10 protein-coding genes and 1 tRNA gene are annotated in these 14,364 nt (G+C 62.9%); 7 read left to right on the top strand and 4 right to left on the bottom strand.

Annotated elements, in window-relative coordinates:
• Positions 1-100 precede the first annotated feature (100 nt).
• Entirely contained in the window at positions 101-1,063 is a 963-nt protein-coding gene (gene fcl / locus NKJ91_RS00705) for a GDP-L-fucose synthase (RefSeq protein ID WP_352454055.1), read from the top strand.
• Between the two features lie 66 nt (positions 1,064-1,129).
• Here fcl and NKJ91_RS00710 read toward each other — a convergent pair.
• Both NKJ91_RS00710 and cpdR read right to left on the bottom strand, forming a co-directional pair.
• Positions 1,130-1,204, bottom strand: a tRNA-Val gene (locus NKJ91_RS00710).
• A gap of 104 nt (positions 1,205-1,308) precedes the next feature.
• Positions 1,309-1,671: a cell cycle two-component system response regulator CpdR gene (gene cpdR, locus NKJ91_RS00715; protein ID WP_006199474.1), complete on the bottom strand. Its 363-nt coding sequence runs from the start codon at positions 1,669-1,671 to the stop codon at positions 1,309-1,311.
• Between the two features lie 153 nt (positions 1,672-1,824).
• On the opposite strand from cpdR, the gene NKJ91_RS00720 reads away from it, so the two are divergent.
• The 3 genes from NKJ91_RS00720 (at position 1,825) to NKJ91_RS00730 (ending at position 4,478) form a co-directional block, all read left to right on the top strand.
• Positions 1,825-2,766, top strand: coding sequence for an N-formylglutamate amidohydrolase (locus NKJ91_RS00720; RefSeq protein WP_023675377.1), 942 nt, complete (start codon positions 1,825-1,827; stop codon positions 2,764-2,766).
• A gap of 328 nt (positions 2,767-3,094) precedes the next feature.
• A complete protein-coding gene (hisN, locus tag NKJ91_RS00725) occupies positions 3,095-3,868 on the top strand; it encodes a histidinol-phosphatase (protein WP_352454056.1) in 774 nt (257 codons plus the stop codon).
• A 100-nt stretch (positions 3,869-3,968) separates the two neighbouring features.
• Complete coding sequence (locus NKJ91_RS00730) at positions 3,969-4,478, top strand: hypothetical protein (protein ID WP_023675379.1); 510 nt, start codon at positions 3,969-3,971, stop codon at positions 4,476-4,478.
• Positions 4,479-4,497: 19 nt separating this feature from the next.
• On the opposite strand, the gene NKJ91_RS00735 is transcribed toward NKJ91_RS00730, so the two are convergent.
• Positions 4,498-5,469 (bottom strand): alpha/beta fold hydrolase, encoded by a 972-nt coding sequence (locus tag NKJ91_RS00735; RefSeq protein WP_352454057.1) that lies wholly within the window; start codon positions 5,467-5,469, stop codon positions 4,498-4,500.
• Positions 5,470-5,948: 479 nt separating this feature from the next.
• On the opposite strand from NKJ91_RS00735, the gene NKJ91_RS00740 reads away from it, so the two are divergent.
• Positions 5,949-6,413, top strand: coding sequence for an Hsp20 family protein (locus NKJ91_RS00740; protein WP_023675381.1), 465 nt, complete (start codon positions 5,949-5,951; stop codon positions 6,411-6,413).
• A gap of 90 nt (positions 6,414-6,503) precedes the next feature.
• Here the strand turns inward: NKJ91_RS00740 and NKJ91_RS00745 are convergent, their stop codons facing one another.
• Positions 6,504-7,556 (bottom strand): threonine aldolase family protein, encoded by a 1,053-nt coding sequence (locus tag NKJ91_RS00745; RefSeq protein WP_352454058.1) that lies wholly within the window; start codon positions 7,554-7,556, stop codon positions 6,504-6,506.
• A gap of 475 nt (positions 7,557-8,031) precedes the next feature.
• Here NKJ91_RS00745 and gltB point away from each other — a divergent pair, with 475 nt between their 5' ends.
• Complete coding sequence (gltB, locus tag NKJ91_RS00750) at positions 8,032-12,762, top strand: glutamate synthase large subunit (RefSeq protein WP_352454059.1); 4,731 nt, start codon at positions 8,032-8,034, stop codon at positions 12,760-12,762.
• A gap of 143 nt (positions 12,763-12,905) precedes the next feature.
• Positions 12,906-14,360 (top strand): glutamate synthase subunit beta, encoded by a 1,455-nt coding sequence (locus NKJ91_RS00755; protein ID WP_352448228.1) that lies wholly within the window; start codon positions 12,906-12,908, stop codon positions 14,358-14,360.
• Positions 14,361-14,364: the final 4 nt, after the last annotated feature.

Here is a 14,364-nt window from a genome sequence, read left to right on the forward strand (position 1 = left end):
GGGCAAATCTGTATGCGGTATGCGTCCGGCAACAGAGAAGCCGAATCCGGCGCTCCGCCGGCCAACTGGCATAGCTGCCGTTCTGCATTGGGGTAAGCTGATGACCTTCGACCTTCAGGGCAAGCGCGTTTTCGTGGCCGGACATCGCGGCATGGTCGGCTCGGCCATCCTGCGCCGATTGGCCGACGAGGATTGCGAGGTCCTGACCGCCTCGCGCGCCGAGCTCGATCTTCTCGACCAGGCCGGCGTGCGGCGCTGGATGGCCGACCGCAAGCCGGATTCAGTGGTGATGGCGGCGGCCAAGGTTGGCGGTATCCTGGCCAACAACAGGCTTCCGGTCGATTTTCTGCAGGACAATCTCGTCATGCAGAACAATGTCATCGACAGCGCCTTCCGGAACGAGGTGCAGAAGCTGCTGTTTCTCGGTTCATCCTGCATCTATCCCAAATTCGCGGCGCAGCCGATCTCCGAGGACGCCTTGCTGACCGGGCCGCTCGAACCCACCAACGAATGGTATGCGATCGCCAAGATCGCCGGGCTGAAACTGTGCCAGGCCTATCGGCGCCAGTACGGCGTCGACTACATCTCGGCGATGCCGACCAATCTCTACGGTCCGGGCGACAATTTCGACCTCAATTCCAGCCATGTCGTGCCCGCTCTGATGCGCAAGGCGCACGAGGCCAGGCGCGCCGGCCGCAAGAGCCTGGAGGTGTGGGGATCAGGCACGCCGATGCGTGAATTCCTGCATGTCGACGACGCCGCCGACGCGCTGGTCTGGTTGCTGAAGAATTATTCGGGCGACAGCCACATCAATGTCGGCTCGGGAGAAGACATCACCATTGCCGATCTTGCCCGCACCGTCGTGTCGGTCGCTGGCGCCGATGCTGCGATAACGTTCGATGCGACGAAGCCGGACGGCACGCCGCGCAAGCTGATGGACGTGTCGCGTCTGTTCGCCACCGGCTGGCGCCCGCGCTACTCGCTGCGCAGCGGATTGGAACAGACCTATGCCTGGTTTCTGGAGCACGTCGAGACCGGCGATCTGCGCCTCGGTGCGGCCTGAGGCCGGTATAGGCCGGGAACGTCAGTCGACGAAAAATACCGACGGCCAATTGAGGGATTATCTGGATGGTGGGCGTGACAGGGATTGAACCTGTGACCCCTGCAATGTCAATGCAGTGCTCTCCCGCTGAGCTACACGCCCATCCGAAGCCGCGCATACACCATTTTTGGTTCGGCACGTCAATAGCGGGAAAAGCGAAAGAATGGCTGGCTTGCCGGGTCGGTCAAGACGCGAGAAAAAACGCGTCAGGCGGCCTGCAGCATCTTTTCGACTTCGTTGACGAGGTCGCGCAGGTGGAACGGCTTCGATAGCACCTTGGCGTCTTTCGGCGCCTTGGAATCAGGGTTCAGCGCGACGGCGGCAAAGCCGGTGATGAACATCACCTTGAGGTCGGGATCGATCTCGGTGGCGCGGCGGGCGAGCTCGATGCCATCCATCTCCGGCATGACGATGTCGGTCAGCAGCAGCGAAAAAGGTTCCTCGCGCAGCCGCTCATAGGCACTGGCGCCATTGTCGAAATCGCTGACCTGATAGCCGGCGCGCTCCAGCGCCTTGACGAGGAACCGGCGCATGTCGTCATCGTCTTCCGCCAGCAGAATGCGTGCCATCTTGTCCCGTCCGAATCACCCAACCGACAATGCCGTGCGGCAAGCCCGTTAACCATGCTGTATATGAGGAGGTGACGGTAAACATCAAGTGAACGTTGGCCGCACAATCCTGATTTGGCTGGCGCTTCGGCGGCTGGACATGCGGGCGGCGAGGTGGCACTTTCCTATCATGATGCATTGGTATTCCCGGGTTCGTTCAAATTGAAAACGGCAGCCGAGGATTTTTCGGTCGTTCCTCCCTTCGAAATCCGATCGGGCGCCGAACAGCGCGTTCCCTTCCTCTTCAACTCGCCGCATAGCGGCCGCTACTATCCGGAGCGGTTCATGGCGATGGCCAAGCTGGACCGCAACGCTATCCGTCGCTCCGAGGACTGCTATGTCGAGGAATTGTTCGGCGGCGCCGTCGCGCTCGGGGCGCCGATGCTGGCGGCAAACTTCCCGCGCGCCTATCTCGACGTCAACCGGGAGCCGTGGGAACTCGACCCGCGCATGTTCGCCGAACCGGTGCCGTCATTCTGCAACATCCGCTCGGCGCGGGTGGCCGGCGGGCTCGGCACCGTGCCCAAGCTGGTCGGCGAGGGGCTCGACATCTATTCCGGCCGCTTGCCGCTGGCGGAAGCCGTGGCGCGCATCGAAGCGGTCTACAAGCCCTATCACGAGACGCTGAAACGGCTTTTGACCAGAACCCATGCGCGCTTCGGCTACGCCGTGCTGATTGACTGCCACTCGATGCCGGCAAGCATAAGGGTCGGCGACAGCGGATTGCGGCCGGACTTCATCGTCGGCGACCGCTTTGGCATTTCCGCCGCGGCGGCGTTGACCGAGACGGCGATCGGCCTGCTCACCGGCATGGGCTACAGCGTCGCCCACAACAAGCCTTATGCCGGAGGCTTCATTACCGAGCACTATGGCCGCCCCGTGCGCCATCTGCATGCGCTGCAGATCGAGGTCAATCGCGGGCTCTACATGAATGAGCGGACGTTCCAGAGATCGGCTGGTTTCGACGCCCTGGCCGACGATCTGGCGCGGTTTTCGGCCGAACTGATGGCGATGCCCGATCACAATTTCATGGATCTGCCGCTGGCCGCCGAATAGCCGCGGAATCGCGGTACTCGCCGCTCATGCGGCAGCGTAAAAAAAGACCGCATCGTTTGCACGACACGGTCGAAGTCTAGGGAGGAAACGCCCAAGGAGGGCATGGACAGGAACCCCTGTCCGAGAACAAACGTATTGTGCGCTGCACAAATGTCAAGGCGCGTTCCGGCTTTTTTAATTCACTGTGAAGTGGAAACTGCATTTCCATGACGGCGGCGTTGCATTCGAGCAACAGTTGGCACCATGCGAAAGGCTCCGAACGCCCTTGTTTCGGCATAAATCCGTAGGCAAACGGGTATCTCCAAACATGCTGGAGCGGGAGAATCAGTTGGACATCAGCATCGAGTTCATGCGGCGCATTGCGCGTGCCGCCGCAGCCGAGACCTTGCCGCGCTTCCGCAACCAGGGCGCGGTCAACAACAAGGAGCGCGGCAGCTTCGACCCGGTCACCGAGGCCGACCGCGAGGCCGAGCGCGCCATCCGGGCGCTGATATCAGCGCAATACCCCGATCACGGCATTCTCGGCGAGGAACATGGCAGCGAAAACATCTCCAGCCGGCATGTCTGGGTGATCGATCCGATCGATGGAACGCGCGCCTTCATTTCCGGCCTGCCGGTATGGGGAACGCTGGTCGGGCTGACGGTCGACGGCGATGCCGTCGCCGGCATGATGTCGCAGCCCTTCACCGGCGAGTTGTTCTACGCCAATGCTTGCGGCTCGCACTATGAAGGTCCCGGTGGCCCCCGAAAACTCGCAACGCGCAAGACGACGAATCTCGCCGAGGCGACGCTGTTCACCACCACGCCGGCGCTGTTCAAGGGAGACGCGCGCCTGCGCTACGACCTGTTCGAGCAACAGGTCCAGCTCGCCCGTTACGGCACCGACTGCTATGCCTTCGCCATGGTGGCGGCGGGCAGCGTCGATATCGTTGCCGATCCCGGATTGAAACCGTACGACATCGTCGCGCTGATCCCGATCATCGAGAAGGCAGGCGGCGTTGTCACCACCTTCGAAGGCGGACCGGCGGAAAAGGGCGGCGACATTTTGGCGGCGGCGACACCGGAACTGCACGCGGCGGCGATGGCGGCGCTGCGCGGCTGAGATTGGGCATACTGCCCAGGCGAGATCGTTGCCATACCTCCTGACAGGATGATGTCAGTTGGCATGCGCTATGGAACGCTGTCAGCCGGGAGGATCATAGATGCCGACGCAGCCAGCAGCCAGCCATTCCGATGCTCCGGCGGACGGGCGGGCCGATTTCGATTTCTTCTTCGGGCGCTGGACCGTCGGCCATCGAAGATTGCAGAAGCGGCTGCAGGGCGACGGCAACTGGGATGTGTTTGGCGGCACGTGTGACGTGCGGCCGATCCTTGGCGGCCTCGGCAATATCGACGACAATTGGATTGAATTGCCCGGCGGGCCCTATCGCGCCGCCACCTTGCGGACCTTCTACCCGGCGGCGAGGCAATGGTCGATCTGGTGGATCGACGGCCGCAATCCGTCGACCATCGATGTTCCGACGCGCGGCACTTTCGTGGCGGGCGTCGGCACGTTCCTGTGCGAAGACGTATTCGACGGCCAGCCGATCCAGGTCCGCTTCCTGTGGTCGCGGATCACGGACAGGTCGGCACGCTGGGAGCAGGCTTTTTCGCCGGACGGCGGCAAGACATGGGAGACCAACTGGATCATGGATTTTGCCCGCGTGAGCTGAAGCCGGACAGGTATGCGGCTCAGACGTCACCGGTTCCTGGGATGAAGGCATCGAATGCCGCAAGCAGTTGCTCGCGATAGAGGTCGGCTTCCTGGAGGATCTCATGGCGAGCGCCGTCGATCATCACCAGCGAGCCGACGCGCAGACGTCTCGCATAGGCTTCGACTGCCCTGGTCGAGACGACCTGGTCGGCGCCGGCGGCGACCATCAGCAAGGGCACCTGGATCTTGGCCATGAAATCGGGGTCGCTGACGATCAAGGACGCCTCGGTGGCCGCCTTCAGCCAGCGGATCGTCGGTCCGCCGAGCGCCAGCTGCGGATAGGTTTCGTAGATCAGCGTGTTGCGCCGATAGCGCGCCGGGTCGCTGGTCAGCTTGTTCATGGCGAAGGGCACTGATTCCTTCGGTCGCGGACCCCATGCGGCATAGAGCCGGCCAAGGCCGAGAAGGCAGAACAGCGAACAGGTGCGGCGAACGGTTTTTATCGAAACCGGCAGGTCGGGCACGGTGAAGAATGGTGCGATCAGCACCATGCGGCGCACGCGGTTCGCCATTGAGGGCGCGGCGAGCAGCGCGATCACCGCGCCGGCCGAATGGGCCAGTATGTAGTAGGGTCCTCGGCAATCGGGCAGCACGATCTCTTCGAAGAACTGCTCCAGATCGCCGGTATAGTCGAAGAAGCTCTGGACGTAGCCGCGCTGTCGGTCGCCGATCATCCGGTCGGAAGCGCCCTGGCCGCGCCAGTCGAGGGTTGCCACGCCAAAACCCCGGTCGGCAAGGTTGCGAATGGTCTCGAAATACTTCTCGATGCATTCGTTGCGGCCGGTCAGGACGACCACGGTGCCCTTCATCGGACGGCTAACCGCGGCAAACAGACCATAGCGGATCTTCTTGCCGTCGCGCGTGGTGAAGAAGCCGCCGGCTGCGTTTTCCGGCAGCGGATTGCCCGGAGTTTCGTGGAAGAGAGGGGGCTGGTGGAGAAGATCGGTCATACGGTGTTTGGTTGGTGTCGGTGCCGGCGTGGGCGCAAGTCAGGCATAAACGCCCATGCGCCAAAAGCAAAGGAATTCGGGACGCCGGGGAGGTCGACCCAGGCAGCGAACAAGTAAGGCCGGAAGCAGCCTTGGCGTGCTTCCGGCCTCTGTCGACCGGGAGGAAGGGACGTTACACCCGGTTCGGCCTCGTCGTGTCGCCTTTCCCGGCGACCTGTTCGTGATCTCGAGAACAGTTTTAGTGCCGCCTGGCTGAACGCTCGCCGAAGCCACGGTTCATCTGCCGTTCATCGGCATCGGCATCGGGACGTGGGCCGGGACCGGTCGCGTTTGGACGCGGGAAAATCTTGAAATGCCGTCGCCGGCTTCCCAAATTTGTCATGCGGTCGCCAATGTCGGGGCCGCTGGCCCATCCGGAACGCCGTCACGGGTTTCGCACCGGCCATACGCAACCTTGTTGCTCAACAGGAGAACACACCATGCGTCACGTTGATTTTTCCCCGCTCTACCGTTCGACCGTCGGTTTTGACCGGTTGTTCACCATGCTCGATTCGCTTGCGCAGCCGGAAGGCCAGACGTATCCGCCTTACAACATCGAGCGCACGGGCGAGGATGCCTATCGCATCTCGATGGCTGTGGCCGGCTTCTCGGAAGATGAGATTTCGATCGAAGCTCACCGCAATGTGCTGACCGTCAAGGGTGAGCGCAAGGAGGAAGGCAATGGCGAAGGCTCCGAACTGCTCTATCGCGGTATCGCCAGCCGAGCCTTCGAGCGCCGCTTCCAGCTTGCCGATCACGTCGAGGTTGTCGGCGCCGCGCTGAAGAACGGCCTGCTCTTCGTCGACCTCAAGCGCAACATCCCCGAAGAGCTGAAGCCGCGCAAGATCGCGATCACCTCGGCTCCGGCCAAGGCCAAGCAGATCGAGGCCAAGACTGCCGCCTAAGCCAGGCAGCTAAACTCCGGGACGCCAACTCCCCGGGAAGAAAGGGCGGTGCAGCAATGCGCCGCTCTTTTTGCTGGTGGGCAAGGCTTGCTATCCGGCGAGCAGGTAGCCGAAACGGTCGACCTCGTCGGGCGTGGTCGCGAAGCTGGTGACAAAGCGATAGAGCGCTTCGTCTTCGCCAATGTAGCTGTCGTAGCCGAGCGGCCTGTGCCAGTCGTGGAAGGCCGCCCCTGCCGCTTGCATTCTTTCGGCCTCGGCCTTTTTCATGACTGCGAAGACCTCGTTCGCCTGCGGCAGCCAGGCCAGCCGGGCCGAAGGGGAATCTTCTATCGCCGCGGCAAGCCGTGCCGCCATCGCATTGGCGTGCCGTGCTGTGTCGAGCCATAGCCCACCCCTGAAATAAGCATCGAATTGCGCGGCGATGAAGCGCGATTTCGAGAACAGCTGGGCCGCGCGCTTGCGCAAAAAGGCCAATTCCTTGGCTCGCTCGAGGTCGAACAGAACGATCGCCTCGGCGCACCAACAGCCATTCTTGGTGCCGCCAAAGGAGAGGATGTCAACGCCGTGCTTCCAGGTCATTTCGGCCGGCGTCGTTTCTAGCGCGACGAGCGCATTGGCAAAGCGGGCCCCATCCATGTGCAGCGGCAGTCCATGCTGCTTTGCGATCGCCGAAATCCTGGCGATTTCGTTCAGCGTGTAGACGGTGCCGACTTCGGTCGACTGGGTGATCGAAACGGCAACCGGCCGCCCGGAATGGACGTTTTCGGGTGCGAAACGGTCCACCGCCCGTTCCAGATTGCCGGCATCGATCCTGCCGAGTGCGCCTTCGACTGTATAAAGCCGCGAACCGCCGGTGAAATATTCCGGTGCACCGCATTCGTCCTCGATGACGTGCGATTCGCGATGGCAGAAGGAAATGCCGCCTGGCTTGTTATAGGTAGTCAGCGACAGCGAATTGGCAGCGGTGCCGGTGGCGACGAAAAACACCGCGACCTCGCATTCGAAGATTTCATTGAAGCGCTGGTAAACGGCCTTGTCGAGGGCACCGTCGCCATAGGCGGTGGAGAAGCCGTCGGCATGGGCCGACAGGCCGGCAGCGATACGGGGATGGGCGCCTGCCCAATTGTCGGAAGCGAAAATCATGCGTCTGCCTATGCTGGGGAAATCGATGCGAGCTTGGCCGCTTTCGCATACCGGCCGCAAGTGGCAGATGCCGAAAATCCGCTAAAGCCAGCGAAACGCATGAGCGTAGATGCAGCGACCGAAGGCTACGCTAACACGGCGTTCCGCGCAATTTTCTGTCGCGAAAGCCTCAAGAATTTTGTGAATCGGTCTTGTGTGCATCCAAAATTTCTGTCATAAAAATTTAGGACAGTAGTGCTGTCTTATTTTGTCGCACAAAACTGGCCGCATTGGCATATGATTGCGCCTCTGCGGCATTGCCGCGAGCGACAGCTAGACAGTCTGGCTCCAGCCTGTACGAATACCATATGCGAACGAGGCGGAAAGCCGCACGGTCGGCAAGAATTTCGCAAGACGTGCCGCAAGATTGAAAGGGGAGCCACGCGCTTCCCGACGGAAACCAGCGCCCGAAGGGGACGGAACGGAGGACAGGACGATGACGGACATGACGCCATCTGCGACGAAGGCCGCGCAGACGAAAGCGGCAGCCGTCAAAAATCCGTCCGTGACCAATATTGGGCGAACCAGCACCGGCTATGCCGCGCACGGCCTCTATGATCCGCGCAACGAGCATGATGCCTGCGGCGTCGGCTTCATCGTCAACATGAAGGGCGTGAAGTCGCATCAGATCGTCGAGGACGGCCTTGCCGTGCTCGAAAACCTGACGCATCGCGGCGCCGTCGGCGCGGATCCGCTGATGGGCGACGGCGCCGGCGTGCTGGTGCAGCTGCCGGACCGCTTCTTCCGCGAGGAGATGGCCAAGCAAGGGGTCGAACTGCCGAAGCCCGGCCACTATGCCGTCGGCCATGTGTTCATGCCGCGCGACCCGGAACTGCAGGCGCATATCGAAGGCATCATCGCCGAGGTGGCGCAACTCGAGGGCCAGCCGCTGCTCGGCTTTCGCGACGTGCCGGTCGACAATTCGTCGCTGTCCAAGGCGCCCGACATCGCCGCTTCCGAGCCGGTGCACCGACAGGTATTCCTGGGCCGCGGCGCCGAGATCGAGAACGACGACGATTACGAGCGGCGGCTCTACATCCTGCGCAAGGTCATTTCCGGCCGTATCCACGAAGAGACCAAAGGCGTCGACAACGGCTTCTATGTCGTCTCGATGTCGTCGCGGACCATCGTCTACAAGGGCATGTTCCTGGCCTATCAGGTCGGCGCCTACTACAAGGACCTCACCGACCCGCGTTTCGAGACGGCGCTGATCCTCGTCCACCAGCGCTTCTCGACCAACACGTTCCCGTCGTGGAAGCTGGCGCATCCCTACCGCATGGTCGCCCACAATGGCGAGATCAATACGCTGCGCGGCAACGTCAACTGGATGGCGGCGCGGCAGGCCTCGGTCGATTCCGAACTGTTCGGCAACGACATCTCGAAGCTGTGGCCGATCTCCTATGAAGGGCAGTCCGACACCGCCTGCTTCGACAATGCGCTCGAATTCCTGACGCAGGGCGGCTATTCGCTCGCCCACGCCATGATGATGCTGATCCCGGAAGCCTGGGCCGGCAACAAGCTGATGGGTCAGGACCGCAAGGCCTTCTACGAGTATCACGCAGCCCTGATGGAGCCGTGGGACGGGCCAGCGGCGGTTGCCTTCACCGACGGCCGCCAGATCGGTGCCACACTCGACCGCAACGGGCTGCGGCCGGCGCGCTACATCGTCACCGATGACGACCGCGTCATCATGGCCTCGGAAGCCGGCGTGCTGCCGGTGCCGGAGGAAAGGATCGTCAAGAAGTGGCGGCTGCAGCCCGGCCGCATGCTGCTGATCGACTTGGACAAGGGCCGCATCGTTTCCGACGAGGAGATCAAGTCGGAGATCGCGACCAGGCACCCCTACAAGAGCTGGCTCGCCAACACACAGCTCATCCTGGAGGATCTGAACCCGGTCGAGCCGCGCGCCCTGCGCAGGGACGTCAGCCTGCTCGACCGCCAGCAGGCGTTCGGCTACACCCAGGAGGACACCAAGCTGTTGATGTCGCCGATGGCGACTACCGGCCAGGAAGCCGTCGGCTCGATGGGTACCGACACGCCGATTTCGGCAATGTCGGACAGATCGAAGCTGCTCTACACCTATTTCAAGCAGAATTTCGCACAGGTCACCAATCCGCCGATCGACCCGATCCGCGAGGAGCTGGTGATGAGCCTGGTGTCCTTCATCGGGCCGCGGCCCAACATCTTCGATCTTGTCGGCAATTCGCGCCGCAAGCGGCTCGAAGTGCGCCAACCGATCCTGACCAATGGCGATCTGGAGAAGCTGCGCTCCGTCGGCCACACCGAAGACCGTTTCGACACCAAGACGATCGACATCACTTACGGTTCGAATGAAGGCGCGGCCGGCATGCAGGGCGCCATCGACCGGCTATGCGAGCGCGCCGAGGCGGCGGTCGCCGGCGGCTACAACATCATCATCCTGTCGGACCGTCAGCTCGGCCCGGACCGCATCGCCATTCCGGCACTGCTGGCGACTGCGGCCGTGCACCATCATTTGATCCGCAAGGGATTGCGCACGTCGGTTGGGCTCGTCGTGGAATCCGGCGAGCCGCGCGAGGTGCATCATTTCTGCTGTCTCGCCGGCTACGGCGCCGAGGCGATCAATCCCTATCTCGCTTTCGACACGCTGCTCGACATGCACAAGCGTGGCGAATTGCCGGCGGAGGTCGATGCCTACGAAGTCGTCTCCCGTTACATCAAGTCGATCGGCAAGGCCATCCTGAAGGTGATGTCCAAGATGGGCATCTCCACTTACCAGTCCTATTGCGGCGCGCAGATATTCGACGCCATCGGGCTCAAGTCGGACTTCGTGCAGAAGTACTTCACCGGCACGGCGACGCTGATCGAAGGCGTCGGGCTGGACGAGATCGCCGCCGAAACGGTCAGCCGCCACACCGACGGCTTCGGCAACGACCCGGTGCTGCGCAACAGCCTCGAGGTCGGCGGCGAATACATGTTCCGCATGCGCGGCGAGGCCCATATCTGGTCGCCCGACGCAGTGGCGACCTTGCAGCACGCCGTGCGCCAAGGCTCGTGGGAGACGTTCAAGGACTATTCCGCCCAGATCGACAGCGAGACGGCGCAGGCGCAGACCATTCGCGGCCTGTTCAAGATCAAGCTTGCGCAAGAGACCGGGCGTAAGAAGGTCAAGCTCGACGAGGTGATGCCGGCGGCCGATATCGTCAAGCGCTTCTCGACCGGGGCGATGTCCTTTGGCTCGATCTCAAGGGAAGCGCACACGACACTGGCGCGCGCCATGAACGCCATCGGCGGCAAGTCGAACACCGGCGAGGGCGGCGAAGAGGCCGACCGCTATCTGCCACTGCCGGGCGGCGGCAAGAACCCCGAACGCTCGGCAATCAAGCAGGTCGCTTCGGGACGCTTTGGCGTCACGGCCGAGTATCTGGTCAATTCCGACATGATGCAGATCAAGGTCGCGCAAGGGGCGAAGCCCGGCGAGGGCGGCCAGCTGCCGGGCCACAAGGTCGATGCGACCATAGCAAAGGTCAGGCACTCGACGCCGGGCGTCGGCCTGATCTCGCCGCCGCCGCATCACGACATCTATTCGATCGAGGATCTGGCGCAGCTCATCTACGACCTGAAGAACGTCAATCCGGCGGCCGACGTATCGGTCAAGCTGGTCTCGGAAGTCGGCGTCGGCACGGTTGCGGCCGGCGTCGCCAAGGCGCGTGCCGACCACATCACCATATCAGGCTATGACGGCGGCACCGGTGCCTCGCCGCTGACCTCGCTCAAGCATGCCGGCAGCCCGTGGGAGATGGGCCTTGCCGAGACGCACCAGACGCTGGTGCTCAACGGCCTCAGGTCGCGCGTCGCGCTACAGGTCGATGGCGGCCTGCGCACCGGGCGTGACGTCATTATCGGCGCACTGCTCGGCGCCGACGAGTTCGGCTTTTCGACCGCGCCGTTGATCGCGGCCGGCTGCATCATGATGCGCAAGTGCCATCTCAACACCTGCCCCGTCGGCGTCGCGACACAGGACCCGGTGCTGCGCAAGCGCTTCAAGGGCACGCCCGAGCACGTCATCAACTTCTTCTTCTATGTGGCGGAAGAGGTGCGGGCGCTGCTTGCCGAGATGGGCTACACCCATCTCGACCAGATCATCGGCGACACCGACCTTCTGGAAAAGCGCGAGCTGATCCAGCACTGGAAGGCACGCGGGCTCGACTTCAGCAAGATGTTCTACAAGCCCGATGCGCCGCACGAGGCGGTGCACTGGACCGAGCGGCAGAAGCATCCGATCGACGACGTGCTCGACCGCAAGCTGATCGAACTCGCAAAGCCGGCGCTCGAAGCCAGGCAGCCGGTCAGTATCGAACTGCCGATCCGCAACGTCGACCGTTCGACCGGCGCCATGCTGTCGGGCGAGGTGGCAAAGCGCTTCAAGCACAAGGGACTGCGCGAGGACACGATCTCGGTCAAGCTCACCGGCACGGCCGGCCAGTCCTTTGGCGCCTTCCTGGCGCGCGGTGTCTCGTTCGAACTGGTGGGCGCTGCCAACGACTATGTCGGCAAGGGCCTGTCGGGTGGCCGCATTGTCATCCGCCCGCCGGAGAACACGAAAATCGTTGCTGCCGAGTCCATTATTGTCGGCAATACCGTGCTCTACGGCGCAACCGAGGGCGAGGCCTATTTCTGCGGCGTTGCCGGCGAGCGTTTTGCCGTGCGCAATTCGGGTGTCGCCGCCGTCGTTGAAGGCGTCGGCGACCATGGTTGCGAATACATGACCGGCGGTATCGTCGTCGTCATCGGCCAGACCGGCCGCAACTTCGCCGCCGGCATGTCGGGCGGCGTCGCCTATGTGCTCGACGAGGCGGGTGATTTCGCCGAACGCTGCAACATGGCGATGGTCGAGCTGGAGCCGGTTCCGGAAGAGGACGACCTGATGGAAAAGCTGCTCCACCATGGCGGCGATCTCGACCATAAGGGCCGTGTCGACGTATCCGGCGATATGACCAGCCATGACGAGGAGCGGCTCTATCAGCTGATCTCCAACCACGTCCACTACACCGGCTCGGTACGAGGTCGCGAAATCCTCGACGACTGGGCGACTTTCCGGCCGAAATTCCGGAAGATCATGCCGGTCGAATACCGCCGCGCGCTGATCGAGATGGAGCGGATGCGCATGAACGTGGCGGCGGAATAGATTTGGAAATTGCCGGGAGGCCGTGCGTCCCGGCAACCATCTTCATCAAGAATCCTGACCTCGGACTGAAGGTTGCCACAGCTGCCTTATGAGGTTAACGGGTGCGTCGCCAGGCGTGCCTTCCGGACAGTAGGGACTGGACTATGGGCAAGGTAACAGGGTTTCTCGAGATCGACCGGCAGGTGCACAAGTACCAGCCGGCTTCCGACCGCATCCGGCATTTCCGCGAGTTCACGCTGCCGATGTCGGACAAGGAGGTCGAGAAACAGGCCGCGCGGTGCATGGATTGCGGCATTCCGTATTGCCATGGACCGACCGGCTGCCCGATCCACAACCAGATCCCGGACTGGAACGACCTCGTCTACAATGGCGACTGGGAAAACGCGATCCGCAACCTGCATTCGACCAACAATTTTCCGGAATTTACCGGCCGCATCTGCCCCGCACCTTGCGAGGAAGCCTGCACGCTGAACCTCGAGGATATTCCGGTCGCCATCAAGACGATCGAGCAGGCGATTGCCGACAAAGCCTATGAAACCGGCCATATCCGGCCCTATCCGCCGGAACGGAAGACCGGCAAGCGCGTCGCGATCATCGGCTCGGGGCCGGCAGGCATGGCGGCTGCCCAGCAACTCGGCCGCGCAGGCCATGACGTTCACGTCTATGAGCGCGAGAGCCGGCCGGGCGGGCTGATGCGCTACGGCATCCCCGATTTCAAGATCGAGAAGCATTATATCGACCGGCGCATCGAGCAGATGCAGGGCGAAGGTGTCAGCTTCCATTGCGGCGTCAATGTCGGCGTCGACAAGCCGGTCGCCGAACTGCTCGCCGAATATGATGCCGTGCTCTATTGCGGCGGTTCCGAAACGCCGCGCCCGGCCAACATCCCGGGCGACGATCTCGACGGCGTGCACGACGCCATGCCCTATCTGGTGCAGCAGAACAAGCGTATCGGCGGCGAGCCGATCCAGTCGGTCGCATGGCCGTCGCGCCCGATCGTCGCCGGCGGCCAGCATGTCGTCGTCGTCGGCGGCGGCGACACTGCCTCAGACTGCGTCGGCACCGCCTTCCGCCAGGGCGCGGTGCGCGTCACCCAGCTCGACATCCGGCCGCAGCCGCCGGAAAAGGAAGACAAGCTGTCGGTCTGGCCCTACTGGGCGACCAAGATGCGCACGTCATCGTCGCAGGCCGAAGGCGCCGAGCGCGAATTCCAGGTGGCGACGCTTGAATTCATCGGCGAGGACGGCCAGCTGACCGGGGTCAAATGCTGCGAGGTCGACGAAAAGCGCAAGCCAATCGCCGGCACCGAATTCGTCATCCGCGCCGATCTCGCGTTCATCGCCATCGGCTTTGCCGGGCCAGCCGCTCGCGGGCCGGTCTCGGAACTCGACGGGCAGATGAAGATCGTCACCGACAGCCGCCGTTCGAAGAATGTCGAGGCCAATGACCGGGACTACAGGACCAGCGTCGAAAGGCTCTATGCGGCGGGCGACGTGCGGCGCGGCCAGTCGCTGGTCGTCTGGGCGATCCGCGAGGGCCGCCAGGCGGCGCGCGCCATCGACGAGGCGCTGATGGGATCGAGCGTGCTGCCGCGCTGAGCCC

This window comes from Mesorhizobium sp. M0040 (assembly GCF_040323505.1).
Lineage (GTDB): Bacteria > Pseudomonadota > Alphaproteobacteria > Rhizobiales > Rhizobiaceae > Mesorhizobium.